This is a genomic window from Shewanella sp. SP1S2-4, from assembly GCF_031932075.1.
Classification (GTDB): Bacteria; Pseudomonadota; Gammaproteobacteria; order Enterobacterales; family Shewanellaceae; genus Shewanella; species Shewanella baltica.
Genome location: NZ_JAUOET010000001.1, coordinates 394,865 through 415,721 on the forward strand (window position 1 = coordinate 394,865; position 20,857 = coordinate 415,721).

Here is a 20,857-nt window from a genome sequence, read left to right on the forward strand (position 1 = left end):
ATCCAGTTAGCTTTGTTTGTCGTTAGTAGCTATCAGACTTTTTAGAACCTAAAGCCGATTTAAATATGATCACCGCTACAACGAACTGTATGGTCAAATTGATATGCTCAATGGCGAGCTCAGGCTGACTCATCACGCCCAGCGCAATTAGCTGCTTGCCAGAATACGTTAACCAAACCACTGAGCCCAAAAGCAAAAGGCTCCGAATAACAAATGTCATTTACCTCTACTCCAAAAACACAACATCCGGTGTTAACACAACATACTGTGCCTAGATAAGAAAACAGCCACAAGATAGCGCTCACTTTATATCCAGTCAAGATTTTGGCAAAGACATTTTTGTGACACGCTAATCGATTAAGCCATTAGAGGTCAATTACAAAGGAAAGTGTGGAAACGCAACACTACTCAGGCCGCAGCATTCATGAATATCTTGCTGAACAAAAATTAATTGAAGGATCGACAAACTGACTGCTTAGACTTTAATCGTAGATCTCACTTTTAACCTAGTAATCAAATCAAACAATACAGTTAATAAAACTGATAAATATGAATTTTTAGATATATAAAACCAGTTTACTACCAAAAAGCATGAGATCAACATCACAAAGCAGCAGCAAATTGAGTCACAGCTAACAGTTGCGTTCTTTAGCCCATTATGTTCTGATCCGCACGCGCTAACACGGCTGGCTTAATTCAGCCTTGATATGCTCAATCTTTAGGTTGACTCAAGTCGCCCTACGACATTAAAACAGCAGTTGGAATTGCAGTTATGTTAAATACCTTTCTCATCATACTGGCCGTGTTCGCATTGCTCAGTATTATTTTCGAAGAAGTGACCCACCTTAATAAAGCAAAAACCACCTTATTCTTTGGCTGTATTTCTTGGGTAGCGCTGTTTATGGCTGCTGGAGAACCGGCCCACGAGAAACTCGTTGCCCATCAACTCAATGAAAATTTGCTCGAAATTGCCACACTCTGGCTCTTTCTGATGTCGACCATGACCTTCGTCGCGTATTTGAACGCTAAAGGCATGATCCAAATCATGGTGCAAAAGCTGTTCCCGCAGAAAGTGTCGGTGCGCATGTTGATGATCCAAGTTGCCCTGTTTGCACTCGTGCTCTCGGCATTTTGTGATAACGTCACTGCGACGTTAGTGTCATTAGGTTTATTAACCACCTTTAAACTCGACAAACAAATGCGCCGCAGAATGGCAGTGTTGATTATCTTCGCAGTGAACTCAGGCGGTGTCGCTTTGATCACTGGCGATGTGACAACATTGATGATCTTCTTAGGTGGCCATGTGCATATGTCTGAACTGCTGATGTTGTTTATCCCATCGGCCGTGAGCGTGATTTTGTTGGCAACCCTGTTCTCACTTAAAGCCGAAGGCGTGGTGAGCACGACGCCCATCAAGCACACCTATCAAACCGTTGATGTGATGATTGCCCTCGTGTTCTTCTGCACGATTTTGATGACCATGTTACTGAACATATTGTTTGGCATCCCGCCAGTGCTGACCTTCCTAACAGGTCTGTCAATCATGTTCCTGATTGGCCATACCACGCGTAGCGATAAAGAAGAAATTAAAATCCTTGAGTATATTCGCCAAGTTGAATACGACACCCTGTTGTTCTTCTTAGGTATTTTACTGCTCGTGGGTATGCTTAAAGAAATCGGCACCTTAGACATGCTGACCGAAGCTTATACTATGTTTAATCCCAACATCTCTAACTTCGTCACAGGTATGGGTTCAGCCTTGATTGATAACGTGCCATTAACAGCGGCATTGTTAAAAGCAAGCCCAGTGCTAAATACCCCTGAATGGCTTGGCTTGACCTATAGCGTCGGTGTGGGTGGTTCACTGCTGATTATCGGTTCAGCATCGGGTATTGTGGCCATGAGTAAAGTAAAAGAGCTAACGTTTGTGAGTTATTTGAAATACGTTCCAGCACTTTTCCTTTGCTACAGCGTCGGTTACGCATTGACCCTATTCTTAGCCTACAGACTGTATAATTAAGTAGAGATTCAATAAGATCAAAAAAGGCGCCTAGGGCGCCTTTTTCATTTTTACTCTTTAGCTATGGCTAGCACATTTTTAGCTATGGCTAGCACAAATAACCGCAAGCATTGCTCATAGTGCCAGAGTCAATTTCGTATAACCTGGTTAGATTGCAGGTACTTTAAACTGAGTGCCTTGAATATCTAACACTATGTCACGTGGACGAATGGAGATAATTTTCAGCTTACCCGCAATCATATCCCCTTCCTGTAACTCTGCACCGTCCACATTCAGCCACCTTTGGGTCGGATCGCTGGAATAAACATGGGCGACAATATTAAATTCAGGCACTTGCAATTGCAGCCCAGCAGGTAGTTGGCCGTATTTAGGGATATCATCCACAGCTGTCTTAGGGATAGGATCTAATTTTGCTTCAGTGACATTTGTCTCCGCCGCATTGGTGTATTCCACATCCTTTAACGCATTTTGAAAGGAAGCCACTAACTTATCTTCATCGCGACTTTTGTTGGTCTCTAAACCGACATCTTCCGCCGCAGCACTCACTTGCTGACGCAGCGCCTCCAAGCTCGCAAGACCCGACTCATTGGCATTAGCACCTAACATCATAGTTTGCTGTGTTTGCGTGTCCGCAGGCATAGAGGCAACTTCACGACTTGCCGCATCCACTTGGGCAGACGTTGCCATATAGTCTCCGTAGCTGGAATCACTATAGCTAGGGTCACTGTTGTTAGATGTATTGCTGTTAGTCGCATTGCTGTTCCTATTCGCGCTAGAAGCCTGAGGTGAGTTTGCTACCGCCCCACCCTGATATTGCGATGATGCAGTTAACTCGGGCAAAGTCTGTGCCCGAGGCAGCGCCACTTTTCCTGCGAGTCGAACACTTGTATTAGCACTGCCCTCAGATTGCGGCTGAGCAACCGATTCTGTCGAGACAGTCTGAAGCTCACTTTTAGCCACTGTCGAAGCTGGTAATGAAGATGCAGTTGGTGGCAATACCTTTGCCACTGCCACATTATTAGTTGAAGCATGCTCGGTTGAAATATGTCGAGTTTGGTCCCAAACACTTAATCCCCAAGCGACGCCAATTCCGGCGGCGACTGCGACGACAAGTAAGGACAGCTTGCCTATCGGCACGCCAGATTTACGTGGCTGTGGGTAATTCGCCCTTGGCGTCATCACTGCATCGGGTAAAGGCGACTGTTGCTGTTGTTTATTACGGGTCACGGCATCGAGTAAAATGGACATCAGCTGCGCGCCCCATTATCGGTTAAACGTGGACCTTGCTGACTTAAATACAAATTTAATCTCACTAATGTCTGATTTCCGGCAATACCATCGGCTTTTAAGCCATGCTGACTTTGGAAGCTTTTAAGATCATTTTCCAGTTGCACATCGAATTGATTGACCCTGCGAGTATTGCGATTATTCACATGGGCTAAGGCATTCTCTAACCATTGCAGTTGACCTGGACTCGATTTTTGACTGATATCCATCATAGGCAAATTAGGGGCTTGCCATAGGATTTCGAAGGTGCCACTGAAATGTTGATTAAACCAAGCTCTATCAACCCAAAGTTGTTGTTCACCAAGCTGCATCAGCAACTGCTCACCATCAACTGCAATCACAGCGCCATAAAAATCCTGTTGGTTGTCATCAACCAAATACACTACAGCCGGATAATTAAGCCGAGTCAGTGACATCCAGTTACCTTGCTGCTGATAACAAGACAATCCTTGCTCAACCGCGGACTGACAGGCGGTTAAGCCTTTATAGGGTACTTTGCCCCACACGCTAAACAAACCCGCAAAGGCGGTATCGATATCGCGACTCTGATTAATCGCATCATTAAGTAAACGCTGGCTAGGATCTGGAATCGACACCTGACTGCTTTGCTGATCTACGGCTTGCACTAACTTGCTCGTTTCTTCGGTCGCGCTCAAAGTTTGCATGTTTAAAGGAGCAACATTTGCTGACCTTGACTCAAGGACCCTAGTAGACGCTGACGCGGCATTGACAGGCTTGTCGGTAAATAGCCAATAGGAAACACCAAAAGCGACAAATAACGCCGCAGCGGTCGCTGTCGGCCAAAGATATCGATTCTGAGTTGGCTCCTCTTCACCTAATACTTCAGCCGCAGCTTGCCGCACCATATGATGATCTATGGGTACCCGCGATTGCGCATAGCCCGCCATCAAGGAACGTTCACATAAGAGGTTAATTAATCGAGGGATGCCGCCACTGTACTTTTGCAAGACCTTAACGGCTTTGCGGGTAAACAAAGGTTCAAATCGTCCCGCAACTTGCAAACGATGCAACACATAGAGGGCGATTTCATCTTCATTTAGCGGTAATAAGTGGTAGCGAGCGGTGATCCGCTGGGCTAACTGGCGCAGCTCTTGGCGCTTCAATAACAGCTGTAATTCTGGCTGACCGATTAAAATGACCTGCAGTAACTTCTTAGTGTCCGTCTCCAAATTAGTCAGAAGCCGCAATTGCTCCAATACCTCAGGGCGTAAATGCTGCGCTTCATCGATGATGAGCACGGTATTACGACCTTTGCTGTGATTATCCAATAAAAACCGACTCAAGTGATCGGTTAACTGCTTGAGTGTGGGATTGTCGCCGTAGGCAATCTTAAGTTCATCGCAAAGCGTGGCGAGCAACTCGAGCTCTGTAAGCGATGGATTAAGGATAAATGCGGTGTCGGTATTATCGGGCAATTGCCCAAGTAAACAGCGAGATACCGTCGTTTTACCCGTACCAACTTCCCCTGTTAGCAACACAAAGCCGCCCGTTTCCCCTAACCCGTAGGTTAAATGGGCCAACGCCTCTCTGTGCCTATCACTCAAAAACAAATAATGGGGATTGGGTGCAATCGAAAAAGGGTTATCGCTGAGTCCGTAAAAGGCCTTGTACATACCACCAATCATCCTAATTTAAAAATAACGCCCCACGTTAAAGCGTCCCAATGTTATTGTCAAAATATCCGCAACATCAATGTGACACATAAGTGCGCAAATATCTCGCGACGACTTTATCTATCACCTTATTGGGCATGATAAGCTATGTTTATGACACATTAGCCGAATCTTGCCTGTGAAAATATATCTCGTCGGCGGTGCTGTGCGTGACAGCCTGCTCAATCTCCCTATCAAGGACAAAGATTACCTTGTCGTTGGTGCGACTCCAGAACAAATGTTGCAACTGGGATACCGCCAAGTCGGTAAAGATTTCCCAGTATTTCTGCATCCTAAAAACCAACAAGAATATGCGTTAGCCCGAACAGAACGAAAAATTGGACTGGGTTATGGTGGTTTTAGCTGCCATGCCAGTCCCGATGTGACTCTAGAACAAGACTTGTTGCGCCGAGATCTGACCATCAATGCTATCGCCCAAGATGAAAAGGGCAATTTATACGATCCTTTTAATGGCATTGAGGATCTTAACGCGCGCCTATTGCGCCATGTGTCGGATGCTTTCGTTGAAGATCCGCTTCGCGTATTGCGTGTCGCCCGCTTTGCCGCAAGGTTTCATGCCTTAGGATTTCACATTGCCGCAGAAACTCTGGCACTGATGCGCCAAATTAGCGCAAGCGATGAACTTAATGCGTTAACAGCGGAGCGAGTCTGGCAAGAAGTCGATAAAAGTTTAGGCGGACCTCACCCAGAGATCTTTTTTGAGGTCCTGCACCAATGTGGCGCCCTTGAAGTGCTCTTTCCCGAGATATTTGCCTTATTTGGCGTTCCTCAACCAGAAAAATGGCATCCTGAAATTGATACTGGTGTGCATACTTTAATGGTGCTCGCCCAAGCTGCGCTTCTGACAGAGGACAAAAGCGTTCGGTTTGCCGCTCTCGTACATGATTTAGGAAAAGCCCTCAGTCCAAAAGCGCATTTACCTAAACATCACGGTCACGGCCAAAAGGGCTTGCCGCTGATAAAAGCGCTCTGCACCCGCTTACGAGTGCCGAACGAAACCCGCGATCTGGCCTTACTGGTCAGTGACCAACATCAGAACGTTCATCAGGCCTTCGAGCTTAGAGCCGAAACGATCGTAAAAATATTCGATAAAGCTGACTTTTGGCGTAAGCCAGAGCGATTAACGCAGCTTATATTAGCCTGCACCGCCGATATGCGTGGTCGCACAGGATTTGAAAACACCCCCTACCCTCAGGGTGAATATTTAACTCAATGCTTCCTTGCCGCCAATAATGTCGATATTGCCGCCATTATTGCCGCAGGTTTCCAAGGCGCAGAGATAAAGCAGGCGTTAAATTTACGTCGGATAGAAGCGGTCAGTCAGTTTAAACAAAAAATGCAAACTACATTGGGGAAGGATGGACGATAATTTGTAAAGACTTTGTAAGTGCCGCATCACTTTATAGTGAAAAATACCCTCCTTTACGATTAGAAATGTCGATATAACTTATAAAAAAAGCTTTTAAAAAAAATTTATATGCCTATAGTGGTTAAACACATTAATATTCGTAGCAAATTAAAATAGCTATGTCATAATTAGGCAGTTTCGCTTACAAAGTAACGAAACATTCAAATCCAACCTATTTTAAGGGATTTTTTACAATGAACAAAAAAGTACTGATGATTGCTGGTTTAGCAATGACTGCCCTACTAGGTGGTTGCGCGAACACTACTGCTCTGGAAGAAAGCGTTGCAACTCTGGGCAACAAAGTTGATCAATTGTCAGCTGATGTTGGTTCTCTGAAATCAGAGCAAAGCAAACTGTCTGCAGACGTTAAAGATGCAAAAGCAGCATCTATGGACGCACAAGCAGAAGCTAAACGCGCAAACGACCGTTTAGACAACGTTGCTTCTCGTTACAAGAAGTAATGAAAGGTAATTTAGCTTACTATTTAGTAAGTTAAGACAAAAGGCTTAAGAAAGATGAAAGCGTTAAGCACATCAATCTAAGCCTTTTTTTATGCCTGTTATTCAAGGTATTGATACTCAAGATTACCAATCTACTAATACCAAAACGCTAAATTGACTTTAAATCTCCAAACGCATCTTTAAAGATTCCCCCCCCAATCTCCTTAAAAAGTTAACTTTTGTATGCGCCTGTATAAACGGATCCCATTCGTCTTTTAATTAAAACCTTCGTTATTAATCTAAGCTTCTCATTTAAACTTTTAAGTATTCTTAAAAGTCAGTCTCGTTTATCTTAAAAATGGTTTTTTATAAAATAATAATATTTCTCTTTTAAAGAAAAGCTATTGACAAAAACCGAGGCTACATGGGAAACAAAGGCAATAAGAAGGTTGTATTTGTCACAGAACAAATAGGCCTAAAGTTAAAAATAATAACAACTCCGGCCCATACAACATAAAAACAACATAAAAACGTCAAACAGAATCATAGACTTGAGTAATATAGCCTTTTAAAGCATCTAAAAACCATCGAACTAAGCCTATGAATTGGCTTAAAATTAACCGCATCAACTGCAGGTTTTAACCTATACCGATTCAACCACGCGTTTATGTGCTAAGACTAATACATAGTCAATTTCCAACGACTCAAAATGATTAGCTTGAATATCGTGCTTCATCTTGTCATTTGCACGCCACGCATAAGGCGCCATATCCAATAGCGTTAATGCTTGCTCACCGGTAACAGATAAAGTGAAGCTCAGTGCCTGAGTCTCTTTTACCGATAATGCTGAGGGTAAATTCACTTTGAAAGGTTTTTCAGACAAGTCAGAATAAATATATTCCCTGAGTTGCCATAGGTGTCGTGGCCCAGGCATAACCAGTAACATGGTCCCATCGTCTTTCAATATCCTAACAGACTCTTTTCCCTTTAACGGCCGATCAATAACAGTAATAAAATCCACACAATTATCGGCAAAGGGTAATTTTTTAGAGGAACTTAAACACAAGATCCCAGGAGTCTGCGCCTTCGCTGCAGCAAAAATAGCATTTTCTGCGTCCGCTACGCCCACGTACTGGACGTTTAGCGGATTTTCGACCTCAGCCAGCTTGGAAGCTAAAGCACGCAAGAAGAAGCCCTCAGCGCATTCATAATCCAATAAACAAGCATCAGGTATGATAGAACTGGTGATTATCTCAGCCAGTTTATCGATTAAAGGCGAAAAGATGCCTGATTCGAGCAGAAAACGCTTAGCTCTAACTTGCTCGCGCGTATCACCAGTCGGCTTTTGACGTTGTGGTTTAGTAAAAACCCAATATCCTTGCTCATTTCGATCGAAGTGATGCTTATTAACACAATAAAAACCTTGGGAGGCTTTGTGTTGTTTTAACGCAAGTCCGCAGGTTGGACACTGATATTCGAGACCCATATAAAGCTCCAAAATGAGTTAAGCTTCAGAAAATGAGGAAGCTCCAAAAATAAAAATCGGGTACTTGACCCGATTCTATTATTTATTATCTGCCTATGATGACCAAACTCGTGTAACTACAAGAAGATAAATCCACACAAGATGGCACCCAGTGCTAAACGATAGATTACAAATGGGGTCATTCCCATGCGGCTGATGATTTTTAAGAAGTAATGAATACAGGCATAAGCGGCAACAAACGAAATCAGAATTCCTAGAATTAACGCTTGATAATCAATCGGAAGCTCACTTTTCGCCAGATCTTTACCCACTAAAATCGCCGCCCCTAAACTCACAGGCACTGACATTAAAAATGAAAAGCGGGCCGCAGCATCACGACTCAAGCCTAACATCAGCGCCGCTGTCATAGTGGCACCAGAGCGCGAAGTCCCTGGGATCAAAGCCAGTGCCTGCGCGAAACCAATTAACAAGGCTTTACGCCAGCCAGTCTGATAAACCGTTAAATCGCGGCGCGACATCTTATCGGCCCACCACAACAATAAACCAAATACCACTGTCGTGACCGCGATAACCTCAGCATTACGTAGATGAGTCGCGATAAAATCCTTTGCCAGAAAACCAAAAAATACCGCAGGCAAGGTCGCCAGAATAATCCACCATGCCAGCTTACTGTCTTCAGATTGTTGACCTTTGAAAATGCTCGCAATCCAAGCATTAAACATAGCCCATAACTCGTGTCTAAAATAAATCACCACAGCAAATAACGACCCCGTATTCACCGCGACATCGAAGGATAAGCCTTGGTCTTCCCAACCTAAAAGCTGTGCGGGTAAAATTAAGTGGGCCGAGCTAGAAATAGGTAAAAACTCGGTTAGCCCTTGAATAAGCGCTAAAATAATGACCTGAAACGTATCCATGACAATCCTATCAATAAATTAAAACGTCAGCCCTGGGGGCCATTCAAACGTCACAGGCCAAAGTCGCTGTGAATCTTTGTCATACTCTTGCCACAAACTTGCATAGCTTTTATCTACCACGGGATGAATCAATTCCGGCGCTAACTCGGCTAATGGCCATAACACAAAGGCATTATTGACTATCTCAGCACGGGGCAGCACAACAGGCGTTTGGCATACCACATGGTCATAAAGCAGCAGATCCAAATCTAAGGTTCTTGGGCTAAATTTCTTTGCCCCGGCAAGCCGGCCGTGATTCTGCTCGATTTGCTTAAACTGTGCAACTACCGCCGCTATATTAAGATCCGTTTCAGCGCTAGCAACCATATTCAAAAAATTAGTGCCACTAAAACCTACCGCTTCACTTTCATACATAGAAGAGAGGCGCAGCGGCCCGAAACACGCTCGCAGCGATGTTAATCCTGCTTGCAGATGCTGTTCAGGCTCGATATTGCTACCCAGACTGATATAAATACGTGCCATGCTAATGTCCGATTTATCTGAAGATAAACACTATTTCTCAATCAATAGCGCAGTTGATCAAGTACTCATCTAACGTGAACGTTCAATCTCGACGCCAACCGAAGCTGCAGTTGCTACCGCGCCTGGCTTCATCACGACAACTTTCACCCAAGTCACGTTAAATTCTTGAAGTAGGCAATCGGCCACTCGCTCGGCAACCGTTTCGATTAACTCGATTGGATGCTCAGTAACAAGTTGGGTTAATCGATTGGAAACTGTCTCATAGCACAGCGCATATTGATAATCATCCGTCGTTGCGGCAGGTTTATTATCCCACGCCATGTCTAAGTCTAATAACAGGCTCTGATGGATTTTCTTTTCCCACTCATAGACACCAATCACAGTATCAATGCGCAATTGCCGTATAAGTACCTTATCCATGCTTTCTCCAACTAACTGACTACTATGAGGTCTGATAAGCTAAAAGCGATCCTAGCTGTATAATCCGCAATCTTCTGACAGATAACTAATTTACTTTCTACTCGAGCCAATCCACAGTAGGATAACGCCCTAAAAGGATTTGCTCATTCAGAAAATATCTCAGCCCCAACTGGGCGAGTTATCGCACAAACCTATAGCGGGATTGACAACTGAGTCAGCTTTTTAAATTGTTGCGCGATAATACCTTAAGACGCGTAAGGAAACCAATGTGAGTCCATTAACACAGACACTTTTGATGATTTTGGCCGCCTATTTGGCGGGTTCAATCTCAAGTGCCGTGCTGGTTTGTAGGATGAGAGGTCTACCCGATCCAAGATTGCAAGGTTCAGGCAATCCAGGAGCCACCAATGTACTAAGAATTGGCGGCGCGAGTTCGGCTGCCATGGTGCTGTTTTTCGACATGCTCAAAGGTGCAGTGCCTTCTTATTTAGCTTATCTCATGGGCATAGATGCAGTGTCACTCGGGCTCATCGCCATCGCCGCCTGTCTTGGACATATTTATCCGGTATTTTTTGGATTTAAAGGTGGTAAAGGCGTTGCTACCGCCTTTGGTGCTATGGCCCCCATCGGCGATGATTTAGCGATTTGCTTAATGGCATCTTGGGTTATCTTGCTGTTAATTAGCCGCTACTCGTCCCTTGCCGCGATTCTTACCGCCTTACTTGCGCCCCTTTATACTTGGTGGCTAGATGACAGATTCACTATTCCCGTTGCTATGCTATCGACGCTCATCATCATTCGCCATAAAGACAATATTCAGCGCTTACTCAAGGGGGAAGAGTCCAAAGTGTCACGCAAGAAGCGCCCTAAAAAATCCTAAGATAACATTACACCCAATGAAATTACCCCAATAAAAAAACTGCGCTAAAAGCGCAGTTTTTTTGTCTCAATATTAAGTATCGGCATCAACAACCAGTTATGCCACTGGTGGCAAGGTATCTAACGGCCATCGAGGTTGACCTTTTACCGCTAAATCTTCGTGCTGCCCCGCCTTTAAACGCTGCAATCCAGCAAAGGCAATCATGGCGCCGTTATCAGTACAGAACTCACCGCGAGGATAAAATACTTTTCCACCTAGCGAGTTCATCATTTCTGCCAAGGTTTCCCTTAAGCGCGTATTTGCACTCACGCCACCGGCAATCACTAAGCGGTTATAGCCAGTTTGCTTCAGTGCGCGGCGACATTTAATCGCTAGCGTATCGACCACGGCTTCTTCAAAGGCACGGGCAATATTGGCGCGCGTTTGCTCATCGTCAGGTTCAGCAGCAATAGTATTAGCGGTAAAGGTTTTTAAACCCGAAAAGCTAAAATCGAGTCCAGGTCTGTCGGTCATAGGTCGCGGGAATTTATACCCTGCAGGTAAACCTTTAGCGGCAAGCTTTGCTAATCGCGGACCACCGGGATAATCCAGCCCCATTAACTTAGCCGTTTTATCGAATGCTTCACCCGCGGCATCGTCAACCGACTCGCCTAATACTTCATAGCGGCCAATCCCGTCGACTTTAACTAACATAGAATGGCCACCAGAGACTAATAAGGCCACAAATGGGAACTCAGGCGCATCATCTTCAAGCATAGGCGCCAGCAGGTGCCCTTCCATATGGTGCACACCGATTGCAGGCTTGTCCCAAGCAAAAGCCAGTGAACGCCCCACACAGGCACCAACAAGCAAAGCACCAATCAAACCTGGGCCCTTGGTGTAGGCAATCCCGTCGAGATCAGCCATTTCAGTATTCGCATCTTTCAGCGCTTGACGAATAAGCGGCACAATTTTGCGTACATGGTCACGCGACGCCAACTCAGGCACCACACCACCATAGTCAGCATGCAGCTTAACTTGACTGTATAAAGTGTGCGATAATAAGCCCAGTTCATCGTCATAGACGGCGATACCTGTCTCGTCACAAGATGTTTCAATACCTAGAACCCGCATGGTGTCTCATCAATTGCTAACAAAAGGGCGCTAATTCTACCTGCAAGCGCTCGATTACTCCAGTCGCGCAGACCATATTGAGTCCACTATAGGACTGAGCTCAGTTTTAGGGCTTTACAAGCCTAGGTGTCTCGGTATAAAATTCCGCACCATTTTAAATAGACTTGGTTCGAGTAATTGAACCAGAACAACCTACACCTAAGGGGTGATGGCGTATGCCAATTATTAAAGTACGTGAAAACGAACCATTCGACGTAGCTCTGCGTCGTTTCAAGCGCTCTTGTGAAAAAGCTGGTATTTTAGCCGACGTGCGTGCTCGTGAATTCTACGAGAAGCCAACTACTGCACGTAAGCGCGCAAAAGCAGCTGCAGTTAAACGTTTAGCTAAGAAGCTTTCTCGCGAAAACGCACGTCGCGTACGTTTATATTAATCTCATATGAGCCTAATTGATCAGCTAAAAGACCATATGAAACAGGCCATGATCGCCAAAGAGAAGGCGCGCTTGAGCACTATTCGTATGGCATTAGCCGCCATCAAGCAGATTGAAGTGGATACCCGCGAATCTCTGACTGATGAACAGGTTATAGCGGTCTTAACCAAAATGGTGAAACAACGTCGTGACTCGATTGCTCAATTTGAAGCAGCGGGTCGTAACGAGTTGGCCGACGTGGAAGCAGCAGAGATTCAAGTTATTGAAGCTTTCCTGCCTACCCCTCTTACAGAGGCGGAAATCGCGGCGCTCATCGATGCAACTATTGTAGAAGTAGGTGCATCCGCCATGGCGGATATGGGCAAAGTAATGGGAGCATTGAAATCTAAAGTGCAAGGACGTGCAGACATGGGCGCTATCGGCGCTATGATCCGTGCTAAATTGCAATAATTAGCGTTTCACTGTATGAACAAGCCGTGCCTATGCGCGGCTTGTTTGTTTAAATTCGCGCAAGGCGGGATTTTAAGCACTCAATGGCAATACCTCGTGATTTTATCAATGAGCTAATCGCTCGCACTGACATAGTCGAACTTATCGATCGTAAGGTGCCCTTGAAAAAGGCGGGTAAGAACTACTCGGCCTGTTGTCCTTTTCATAGCGAAAAATCACCTTCGTTTACCGTCAGCCGTGATAAACAGTTCTATCATTGCTTTGGCTGCGGTGCTCACGGCAACGCCATCGATTTTGTGATGGAGTATGACCGACTCGATTTTATTGATGCCATTGAAGATTTGGCGGGCCAGCTTGGATTAGAGGTTCCCAGAGAACAAGGCACAGGCAAGCGACATGATGACGGTTTAAGCCGTGACTTATATCAACTCATGGAAGAAGCAAGCCTTTACTTTCAAAACCAACTTAGACAACACCAAGATAAACAAAAAGTTATCGATTATCTTGCCTATCGCGGTTTATCCGATGATGTAGTCGAACATTTTGGTATTGGCTTTGCGCCAGACGGTTGGGACGGCTTATTGGGCCGCTATCGTCAGAATCAGGATGCGCAGGATAAATTACTCACTGCGGGTATGTTAATTAGTAACGACAGTGGTAAACGTTACGACAGATTTCGTGACCGCCTGATGTTTCCTATCCGCGACAGGCGCGGACGAGTCATTGGTTTTGGCGGCAGAGTTTTAGGTGATGGCACACCCAAATACTTGAATTCTCCAGAAACGCCCATATTTCATAAGGGCAATGAGCTTTATGGTCTTTATGAACTAAAACAACGCCATCGCGATCCGAACAAAGTCTTGATCGTAGAAGGCTATATGGACGTGGTTGCACTGGCGCAGTTTGGCGTTGATTACGCGGTTGCTTCATTAGGCACCTCGACCACAACAGAACAGTTTCAGTTGTTGTTGCGCAGCGCAAAAGAAGTCATCTGTTGTTATGACGGAGATAAAGCTGGAAAAGCAGCTGCATGGCGCGCCTTGGATACTGCTCTGCCAATACTAAATCCTAACTCTCAAGTCAGGTTTATGTTTTTACCTGAAGGAGAAGACCCTGACTCATTAGTTCGTAAGATAGGGAAAGATGAGTTTGAGAGCCGCTATGCAGTAAGCAGTACAATAGAAGCTTTTCTATTCGACAATTTAGCATTAATGCATGGTGTCAATGAAGCTGCAATGACTCGAGATGCAATATCCTACATAGAAAAAGTTCAAGATAGTGTTTTGCAAGGTATTTTATTGAAAAACCTTGCATACAAAATGAAAAAAAACAATGTCACTGAATTAAGAAGAGACATTAAGATTAATGTTGCTACACAACCATTAGCAAACAAAGGATTAAAAGGACGCGGTACACCCTTGCGACTCGCCATCGCATTGCTAGTACAACATCCTAAACTGGGTATGGGTTTACCCCCACAACCCGCACTCGCCCACTTGCAGATGCCAGGCATAGAATTGCTGCCACTGTTATTGGAGATGACTCGAGAGCAAACGTTAAACAGCGCACAACTACTTGAACAATTCAGAGAGCACCCTTATAGCGGCACTCTGCATAAATTGGCCCAATGGGACCATCAAGTGGCGGATGAAAACTTGCTCGAAAAGTTTAAACAAACCCTGGTTTGGTTGAACAATCAATATATTGAACAACGATATCAGGAATTGAGTCTAAAACAGACTCATACTAAAGAAGAGAAGATGCAGCTCTCGAAGCTGATCTCAGTCATGAAAGGGTTAAACTGAGGCAAAAATGTCCTCATTCACTGTCCCAGTGACTAGCACAGACATGTGCACACGGCTATAATTGACGATTTGCGCGGCACTTAGCTTATGCTAAGTGTCCGTCGTTGTAACAGTTTCCCAACTTGGATGATATCTATGGATCATACTCCGCAGTCGCAACTTAAGCTGTTGCTTGCCAAAGGTAAAGAGCAAGGTTACTTAACCTATGCAGAAGTGAACGATCACTTACCTGCAGACATGGTCGATTCTGACCAGATCGAAGATATTATCCAGATGATAAATGACATGGGTATCCGGGTATTCGAAGAAGCCCCAGATGCCGATGACATGATGATGTCGGAAGACAACACAGACGAAGATGCCGCTGAAGAAGCCGCTGCCGCACTCGCAACAGTAGAAAGCGAACTTGGCCGCACAACCGATCCCGTGCGCATGTACATGCGTGAAATGGGTACCGTTGAGCTTCTGACCCGCGAAGGCGAAATTGTTATCGCCAAACGCATCGAAGAAGGCATCAACACAGTTCAAAGTTCAGTCGCCGAGTACCCGCAAGCGATCGCGATGATCCTTGAGCAATTCGACCAATTTGAAGCCGACGAACTGCGCCTATCTGATATTATCTCTGGATTTGTTAACCCGGACGAAGAAGACGTCGCACCGACAGCAACTCACATCGGCTCAGAATTATCTGAAGAAGAGCTGGACGATGAAGATGACGAAGATGATGACGAAGACAGTGAAGATGAAGAAGAAGGCAACAAAGGGCCAGATCCTGAAGAAGCACGCGAAAGATTCGCTCAACTGAGAACCGCCTACGAAAGTGCACTGAAAATTATCGAAGCTAAGGGCCGTGAACACCCAGAATCGGTAAAAGCACTATTCGAAATTGGTGAAATCTTCAAAGAATTCCGCTTAGTACCTAAACAGTTTGACCGTTTAGTAAAAAGCATGCGCACTATGATGGATCGCGTGCGTGTTCAAGAACGTTTAGTGTTAAAACTATGCGTTGAACAAGCCAAAATGCCGAAGAAAAATTTTGTTAAATTCTTCACTGGCAACGAAACCAACCTCGATTGGTTCAACACTGAAAAAGCCTCAACTAAACCTTATGCCGAAGGCCTAAGAATGGTTGAAGACGACGTGATCCGTTGTCGTACTAAGCTTGCAGCAGTTGAAGAAGAAACCGGCTTAGCGATTTCAGCCATTAAAGACATCAACCGTCGTATGTCAATCGGTGAAGCTAAAGCCCGCCGTGCGAAGAAAGAAATGGTTGAAGCCAACTTACGTCTGGTAATTTCTATCGCGAAGAAATACACCAACCGTGGTCTGCAATTCTTGGACTTAATCCAAGAAGGTAACATTGGCTTGATGAAGGCCGTGGATAAATTCGAATACCGTCGTGGTTACAAGTTCTCGACCTATGCAACTTGGTGGATCCGTCAGGCGATTACTCGTTCTATTGCCGACCAAGCGCGTACCATTCGAATTCCAGTACACATGATCGAAACGATCAACAAGCTGAACCGTATCTCTCGCCAAATGCTACAGGAAATGGGCCGCGAGCCTTCTCCTGAAGAACTGGCTGAGCGTATGATGATGCCGGAAGATAAGATCCGTAAGGTACTGAAAATCGCCAAAGAACCTATCTCCATGGAAACTCCAATCGGTGACGATGAAGATTCGCATTTAGGTGATTTTATCGAGGATACGACCCTCGAACTACCACTGGACTCAGCGACCAGCGAAAGCTTGAAAAACGCCACACACGAAGTGTTAGCAGGTCTAACCGCCCGTGAAGCGAAAGTACTGCGTATGCGTTTTGGTATCGATATGAACACTGACCACACTCTTGAAGAAGTGGGTAAGCAGTTCGACGTAACCCGTGAACGTATTCGTCAGATTGAAGCTAAGGCACTGCGCAAACTGCGTCACCCTTCACGCTCAGAAATCTTAAAATCATTCCTAGATGAATAGGCCGTTACCAGCCTAAAGTCAGCTAAGTAAGATTTGAAGCCCTGCCTATGCAGGGCTTTTTATTGCCTCTCATACGCTAATATCGACATCAGCACAGTATCGAAGCCCTAAATTTAGGCGACGATTACATTTAAGTTGATTAACAGATAACCAATTGAATCAGTTGTGTGTATTTCAAGCCAAAACACGGGTGACAAGCGTAAGTAAGCTTAGTATACTTCCACCCGCTTCAGGTAATGACGATTACCTTAAGTCGGCCCCTTAGCTCAGTTGGTTAGAGCACACGACTCATAATCGTTAGGTCCACGGTTCAAGTCCGTGAGGGGCCACCACCCGATTCAACGAAAAAGCCCATTGAAAAATGGGCTTTTTTGTATCTAAAAAATTTATCCTGCTAATCACAGTATAATCACCATGCATATACAGCTGGCTCGCTGACTATTTTATGGCTTCTGCCTATGTATTGTTAGTTAACATCACCATAAAGATAGGCCCTTTGATCAGTGTTTAACCAGCAGCACAATCAAAGAGCCTAATTAAAATCAATGCATTAATTTAGTAAATCTCTACGTACTAGGTTTTTAACTTACCTAACTGCTCATGCTGCTGCTTCACTAAGTTTGCGAGAACCACACTGCTTTGCTGTGCTTCGCCCGCAAGACGTGCAAGTTCGGAAGCCGAATCAGAAATGCCGGTGATATTACGATTAACCTCTTCAGTCACTGCGCTCTGCTCTTCTGCGGCGGCGGCAATATGAGTCACTTGACCTGAGATTTCCCCAATCTGACTCACCATTGAGTTCAATGAGTTTAACGCTTGCTCTGTTTGAGAGACGGCCATTTGTGCCCGCTCAGCGCCTTTATCTATGATGCCAGAAGCGCTTTGGACCTCTTTTTGCAGTGCATCGATAAGGGTACTAATATCGTTCGTCGAGCTTTGAGTCTTAGATGCCAGTGCACGGACTTCATCAGCCACCACAGCAAAGCCCCGTCCCTGCTCGCCCGCCCTTGCCGCTTCAATTGCCGCATTGAGCGCTAACAGGTTAGTTTGCGCAGCAATGGAGCTAATCACCTCAAGAATACGGCTGATGTTCATGCTGCTGTCGGCGACTTTACTCACCGCTAGCTTAGCCTCCATTGACTCCTGAGACATAGTCGCGACGAAATCCATTGCCTTTGTCAGGCTCTCTTCACTGTGACGAATATTGCGCGACATGGCTTCAGTTTCTGCAGCCGTTTGCTCTGATGCCTTAGCAACCTCAAGTGCGGTGGCACTCATTTGGTTCACAGCCGTTACCACACTCTCAATTTCGCCGTACTGGCGGTTCACACTGTCACGGGTGAGCTGGGCAATTTTGGCAGAGGCTTGGCTTTCTTCCTGAGAGCGACTTGCAAGCGTTTTAAGTTCGGCAATCAAATCCTTAAGTTTATAAATAAAGGAGTTGAAACCTTTCGCTAACGCAATCAATTCAGCGTGCGAATCAACCTCAATCGATTGTGTTAAATCGCCATCGGCACTCGCAAGATGTTCCACTCGGCCTTGGATCAGCTTCAAAGGTGAGATAATGCTACGGATCACTAAGCTAATGGTAATTACAGCAGCAATCGATACCACAATCCCCACTATCAGCAGCAAACTGCCTAAAGAGGTCGCCATCTCATCCATATCATTATTAAGCTCAATTGAGCTTTTATAGGCCTGTGCTGTCGGCACTTGGATAACCAAGGACCACTCGGCATTCGCTAGCGGGATCTTAATGGGGTAAGCAACAATAATTTCATCATCGTTAACCATATAGCCGGAATTCTTGTGCAAGGAGATAATTTGCGAGGCGAGAGTTGAATTTATCGACTCAGCTAAGGGGCGCGCCTTTTTACTGTAATGACTGGCTGCAACCACTAAACCGCGGGTGCTCAGCAAAGTGACCTTCGCTTGTCCATCGTAGAGGCTTTTGGATAACTTATCGATAAGGGTTTGAAACACAGGCAAGTTTACATCTACACCGACTACACCGATAAATTGCTTATGTTTAAGCACGGGCACAGTCAGCGAGGTCATTAACGCTTTGTTGCCTGGAGTGATCTCGTATAAGTACGGCTCCATTAAACAGGGCTTTAAGGTTTCTTTACCACATAAATACCATTCAGCATCACGGATCCCAAACTCATTTAAGCTAGTGAGGTACTTTTCTGCCGAATCTTCAACTTGGTTATGCTCCACTGTGCCATCGTCATTACGAGTGTAATAGACCTCTAGCGCACCCGATGTCGCCACACTGTGGCTAACATTCACATTCAAAAACTCACTGTCGAGCCCATCATAACCATTAGGTTCGAACTGGGCATACATAGAAGAAACTTGCGCATTCTTCTTTAGCACTGCCGCCACTGCGAGTTCTAAGCGGTCGCGTTTTAAAGGTAATTCATCGGCTGTGCTTTCCAGCATACCCGCAAAAGAAAATGGAATACGATAAGCTTCGTTGATGAATCCAGCGACCATTTCGCCATATTCACCGGCGCGAGCTTCGAGTTTATCCCGCGTTTCAGTTTGTAGGGTATTTTGAACTTGATCAGATAATTGCGCGTTTTGAGCCGACAGTGTCCACCATAAACTGATAGATAAAATAGCCACTATCGATAAAAATAATGCTGATGTAATCCACAACAACTTAGTACTGATGGACAAATGCTTCATCGAGTAAACTCCCAAGAAAACGACAATGGCGTAATTATTTTGATCTCATTCATTTTTATACTTTCTAGCCAGCATTAAAAATAGCACTTAGCATAAGAATTACCAGCACTTAAGATAAAGATTTGCTAATGAAATGTAAAACTTTTGAATGACTAAATCAAAAAAGGCCGAATTCAAATAAATGAATTCGGCCTTTAATTTCAAACACTATTTCAGATGATGTCTAAAATTAGCGTCCCCACAACCAAGCGGCACCACGCACCCCCGATGAAGCGCCATAACAGTTTTTAACAACCGGAGTGTGACACTCACGGCCAACCACATATAGTGGTAAAAATTTTGGCAATTCAGTGTAAATGGCATCGATATTAGAGACTCCACCGCCAAGGACGATTACATCAGGATCCATCATATTGATCACATGGGCCAATGAGCGGGCTAAACGGTCAATAAAGCGATCGAATGCTTGAGTCGCCAGCGGATCGCCTGCTTGCATCATTTGGGCGATTTCAATACCACTGTCTGCGACACCACCTGCGGCGCGAAAATCGCGTACAAAGCCCGTGCCAGATATAAAAGTCTCGATGCAGTCTCTGTTACCACAAAAACACGTCGTGGTATTAAATTCATCGGCTTTCATCCAAGGTAAAGGATTATGGCCCCACTCACCGCCGATACCATTACCACCATCATGCACTTGGCCTTTGATAGCGATACCAGCGCCGCAGCCAGTACCAATAATGGCGCCAAAGACCACAGACTTACCAGCAGCTGCGCCATCGACCGCTTCTGATACGGCAAAACAGTTCGCATCATTAGCGATTTTCACCTTACGGTTTAATCGAGCGCCCAGATCGACATCGAGGGGATGACCATTGATCCACGTTGAATTGGCATTTTTAACTAGGCCAGTAAAAGGAGAAATCACCCCTGGAATACCTATGCCTATCGTGGCGGTTTGTTGCAGGCTCTCTTCGACTTCTGTCACGAGTGCGACTAACGCATCGACTGTCGCAACATATTCTCTTGGCGTTGGGATGCGTTTACGAAACACTTCTTTACCATCGTCATCCAATGCGACTAACTCGATTTTTGTGCCGCCAAGATCGATACCAATTCGTAACATCAACTTACTCCATCTCAATATATTTAACGCAAATCGGCTCATTAACAGCTTGATACATTCCTGTAAATGTAGGGACTCTACGGAAGTAAAAATCTTAATTTTAAAGTTATCTAAATTAGGATAGCCAAACGCACTATGCCCTCTGCTCTAACACAATCAACCTCAATATAATCAAAATAGGTTAGTTGAT

General features: G+C 45.0%; 18 protein-coding genes and 1 tRNA gene. 9 read left to right on the top strand and 10 right to left on the bottom strand.

What is annotated here, in order from left to right; genetic code table 11:
* Nucleotides 1–22 precede the first annotated feature (22 nt).
* Nucleotides 23–220 carry a hypothetical protein gene (locus tag Q4Q52_RS01760; RefSeq protein WP_311989684.1) on the bottom strand — a complete coding sequence of 66 codons (198 nt, stop codon included), beginning with the start codon at nt 218–220 and terminating at the stop codon, nt 23–25.
* Between the two features lie 552 nt (nt 221–772).
* On the opposite strand from Q4Q52_RS01760, the gene nhaD reads away from it, so the two are divergent.
* Complete coding sequence (gene nhaD / locus Q4Q52_RS01765) at nt 773–2,020, top strand: sodium:proton antiporter NhaD (RefSeq protein ID WP_311989685.1); 1,248 nt, start codon at nt 773–775, stop codon at nt 2,018–2,020.
* 147 nt (nt 2,021–2,167) lie between these two features.
* On the opposite strand, the gene Q4Q52_RS01770 is transcribed toward nhaD, so the two are convergent.
* Nucleotides 2,168–3,268 (bottom strand): general secretion pathway protein GspB, encoded by a 1,101-nt coding sequence (locus Q4Q52_RS01770; RefSeq protein ID WP_311989686.1) that lies wholly within the window; start codon nt 3,266–3,268, stop codon nt 2,168–2,170.
* On the bottom strand, nt 3,268–4,941 hold the full coding sequence (locus Q4Q52_RS01775) for an AAA family ATPase (RefSeq protein WP_311989687.1): 1,674 nt from the start codon (nt 4,939–4,941) through the stop codon (nt 3,268–3,270). The genes Q4Q52_RS01770 and Q4Q52_RS01775 overlap by 1 nt, the downstream gene beginning before the upstream one ends.
* Nucleotides 4,942–5,119: 178 nt before the next feature.
* Here Q4Q52_RS01775 and Q4Q52_RS01780 point away from each other — a divergent pair, with 178 nt between their 5' ends.
* Both Q4Q52_RS01780 and Q4Q52_RS01785 read left to right on the top strand, forming a co-directional pair.
* Nucleotides 5,120–6,370, top strand: a complete 1,251-nt coding sequence (locus Q4Q52_RS01780) for a multifunctional CCA addition/repair protein (RefSeq protein ID WP_311989688.1) — start codon at nt 5,120–5,122, stop codon at nt 6,368–6,370.
* Between the two features lie 233 nt (nt 6,371–6,603).
* Nucleotides 6,604–6,870, top strand: coding sequence for an Lpp/OprI family alanine-zipper lipoprotein (locus Q4Q52_RS01785; RefSeq protein ID WP_006080732.1), 267 nt, complete (start codon nt 6,604–6,606; stop codon nt 6,868–6,870).
* A gap of 622 nt (nt 6,871–7,492) precedes the next feature.
* Here the strand turns inward: Q4Q52_RS01785 and Q4Q52_RS01790 are convergent.
* The 4 genes from Q4Q52_RS01790 to folB form a co-directional block, all read right to left on the bottom strand.
* On the bottom strand, nt 7,493–8,335 hold the full coding sequence (locus tag Q4Q52_RS01790) for a putative RNA methyltransferase (RefSeq protein WP_311989689.1): 843 nt from the start codon (nt 8,333–8,335) through the stop codon (nt 7,493–7,495).
* 116 nt (nt 8,336–8,451) lie between these two features.
* Nucleotides 8,452–9,252 carry an undecaprenyl-diphosphate phosphatase gene (locus tag Q4Q52_RS01795; RefSeq protein WP_311989690.1) on the bottom strand — a complete coding sequence of 267 codons (801 nt, stop codon included), beginning with the start codon at nt 9,250–9,252 and terminating at the stop codon, nt 8,452–8,454.
* Nucleotides 9,253–9,270: 18 nt separating this feature from the next.
* Nucleotides 9,271–9,774: a 2-amino-4-hydroxy-6-hydroxymethyldihydropteridine diphosphokinase gene (gene folK, locus Q4Q52_RS01800; protein WP_006080729.1), complete on the bottom strand. Its 504-nt coding sequence runs from the start codon at nt 9,772–9,774 to the stop codon at nt 9,271–9,273.
* Between the two features lie 69 nt (nt 9,775–9,843).
* Nucleotides 9,844–10,194 (bottom strand): dihydroneopterin aldolase, encoded by a 351-nt coding sequence (gene folB / locus Q4Q52_RS01805; protein WP_311989691.1) that lies wholly within the window; start codon nt 10,192–10,194, stop codon nt 9,844–9,846.
* 268 nt (nt 10,195–10,462) lie between these two features.
* Here folB and plsY point away from each other — a divergent pair, with 268 nt between their 5' ends.
* On the top strand, nt 10,463–11,074 hold the full coding sequence (gene plsY / locus Q4Q52_RS01810) for a glycerol-3-phosphate 1-O-acyltransferase PlsY (RefSeq protein WP_106649814.1): 612 nt from the start codon (nt 10,463–10,465) through the stop codon (nt 11,072–11,074).
* Between the two features lie 96 nt (nt 11,075–11,170).
* Here plsY and tsaD read toward each other — a convergent pair whose 3' ends face one another.
* Nucleotides 11,171–12,187: a tRNA (adenosine(37)-N6)-threonylcarbamoyltransferase complex transferase subunit TsaD gene (tsaD, locus tag Q4Q52_RS01815; RefSeq protein ID WP_311989692.1), complete on the bottom strand. Its 1,017-nt coding sequence runs from the start codon at nt 12,185–12,187 to the stop codon at nt 11,171–11,173.
* A gap of 215 nt (nt 12,188–12,402) precedes the next feature.
* Between tsaD and rpsU the strand changes: the two genes are divergently transcribed.
* The 5 genes from rpsU to Q4Q52_RS01840 all read left to right on the top strand — a co-directional run bounded on the left by rpsU (nt 12,403) and on the right by Q4Q52_RS01840 (nt 17,179).
* The gene (gene rpsU, locus Q4Q52_RS01820) at nt 12,403–12,618 is read left to right on the top strand and encodes a 30S ribosomal protein S21 (protein WP_006080725.1); all 216 of its coding nucleotides are present in this window, start codon (nt 12,403–12,405) and stop codon (nt 12,616–12,618) included.
* 6 nt (nt 12,619–12,624) lie between these two features.
* Entirely contained in the window at nt 12,625–13,068 is a 444-nt protein-coding gene (locus Q4Q52_RS01825; protein WP_028760869.1) for a GatB/YqeY domain-containing protein, read from the top strand.
* Nucleotides 13,069–13,151: 83 nt separating this feature from the next.
* Nucleotides 13,152–14,873 carry a DNA primase gene (dnaG, locus tag Q4Q52_RS01830; protein WP_311989693.1) on the top strand — a complete coding sequence of 574 codons (1,722 nt, stop codon included), beginning with the start codon at nt 13,152–13,154 and terminating at the stop codon, nt 14,871–14,873.
* Between the two features lie 135 nt (nt 14,874–15,008).
* Complete coding sequence (rpoD, locus tag Q4Q52_RS01835) at nt 15,009–16,847, top strand: RNA polymerase sigma factor RpoD (RefSeq protein ID WP_106649811.1); 1,839 nt, start codon at nt 15,009–15,011, stop codon at nt 16,845–16,847.
* Between the two features lie 255 nt (nt 16,848–17,102).
* A tRNA-Ile gene (locus tag Q4Q52_RS01840) sits at nt 17,103–17,179 on the top strand.
* 241 nt (nt 17,180–17,420) lie between these two features.
* On the opposite strand, the gene Q4Q52_RS01845 is transcribed toward Q4Q52_RS01840, so the two are convergent.
* A complete protein-coding gene (locus Q4Q52_RS01845) occupies nt 17,421–19,541 on the bottom strand; it encodes a methyl-accepting chemotaxis protein (RefSeq protein WP_106649789.1) in 2,121 nt (706 codons plus the stop codon).
* Between the two features lie 229 nt (nt 19,542–19,770).
* The gene (gene mak, locus Q4Q52_RS01850; RefSeq protein ID WP_311899239.1) at nt 19,771–20,667 is read right to left on the bottom strand and encodes a fructokinase; all 897 of its coding nucleotides are present in this window, start codon (nt 20,665–20,667) and stop codon (nt 19,771–19,773) included.
* Between the last annotated feature and the right edge of the window lie 190 nt (nt 20,668–20,857).

Excerpts from the sequence above, each read along its gene's own strand:
- tsaD (WP_311989692.1), bottom strand. The coding sequence starts at position 12,187 with ATGCGGGTTCTAGGTATTGAAACATCTTGTGACGAGACAGGTATCGCC.
- dnaG (WP_311989693.1), top strand. The coding sequence starts at position 13,152 with ATGGCAATACCTCGTGATTTTATCAATGAGCTAATCGCTCGCACTGAC.
- Q4Q52_RS01775 (WP_311989687.1), bottom strand. The coding sequence starts at position 4,941 with ATGTACAAGGCCTTTTACGGACTCAGCGATAACCCTTTTTCGATTGCA.
- Q4Q52_RS01795 (WP_311989690.1), bottom strand. The coding sequence starts at position 9,252 with ATGGATACGTTTCAGGTCATTATTTTAGCGCTTATTCAAGGGCTAACC.
- rpsU (WP_006080725.1), top strand. The coding sequence starts at position 12,403 with ATGCCAATTATTAAAGTACGTGAAAACGAACCATTCGACGTAGCTCTG.
- Q4Q52_RS01825 (WP_028760869.1), top strand. The coding sequence starts at position 12,625 with ATGAGCCTAATTGATCAGCTAAAAGACCATATGAAACAGGCCATGATC.
- Q4Q52_RS01845 (WP_106649789.1), bottom strand. The coding sequence starts at position 19,541 with ATGAAGCATTTGTCCATCAGTACTAAGTTGTTGTGGATTACATCAGCA.
- folB (WP_311989691.1), bottom strand. The coding sequence starts at position 10,194 with ATGGATAAGGTACTTATACGGCAATTGCGCATTGATACTGTGATTGGT.
- Q4Q52_RS01785 (WP_006080732.1), top strand. The coding sequence starts at position 6,604 with ATGAACAAAAAAGTACTGATGATTGCTGGTTTAGCAATGACTGCCCTA.
- Q4Q52_RS01760 (WP_311989684.1), bottom strand. The coding sequence starts at position 220 with ATGACATTTGTTATTCGGAGCCTTTTGCTTTTGGGCTCAGTGGTTTGG.
- rpoD (WP_106649811.1), top strand. The coding sequence starts at position 15,009 with ATGGATCATACTCCGCAGTCGCAACTTAAGCTGTTGCTTGCCAAAGGT.
- Q4Q52_RS01790 (WP_311989689.1), bottom strand. The coding sequence starts at position 8,335 with ATGGGTCTCGAATATCAGTGTCCAACCTGCGGACTTGCGTTAAAACAA.
- nhaD (WP_311989685.1), top strand. The coding sequence starts at position 773 with ATGTTAAATACCTTTCTCATCATACTGGCCGTGTTCGCATTGCTCAGT.
- Q4Q52_RS01770 (WP_311989686.1), bottom strand. The coding sequence starts at position 3,268 with ATGTCCATTTTACTCGATGCCGTGACCCGTAATAAACAACAGCAACAG.
- folK (WP_006080729.1), bottom strand. The coding sequence starts at position 9,774 with ATGGCACGTATTTATATCAGTCTGGGTAGCAATATCGAGCCTGAACAG.
- mak (WP_311899239.1), bottom strand. The coding sequence starts at position 20,667 with ATGTTACGAATTGGTATCGATCTTGGCGGCACAAAAATCGAGTTAGTC.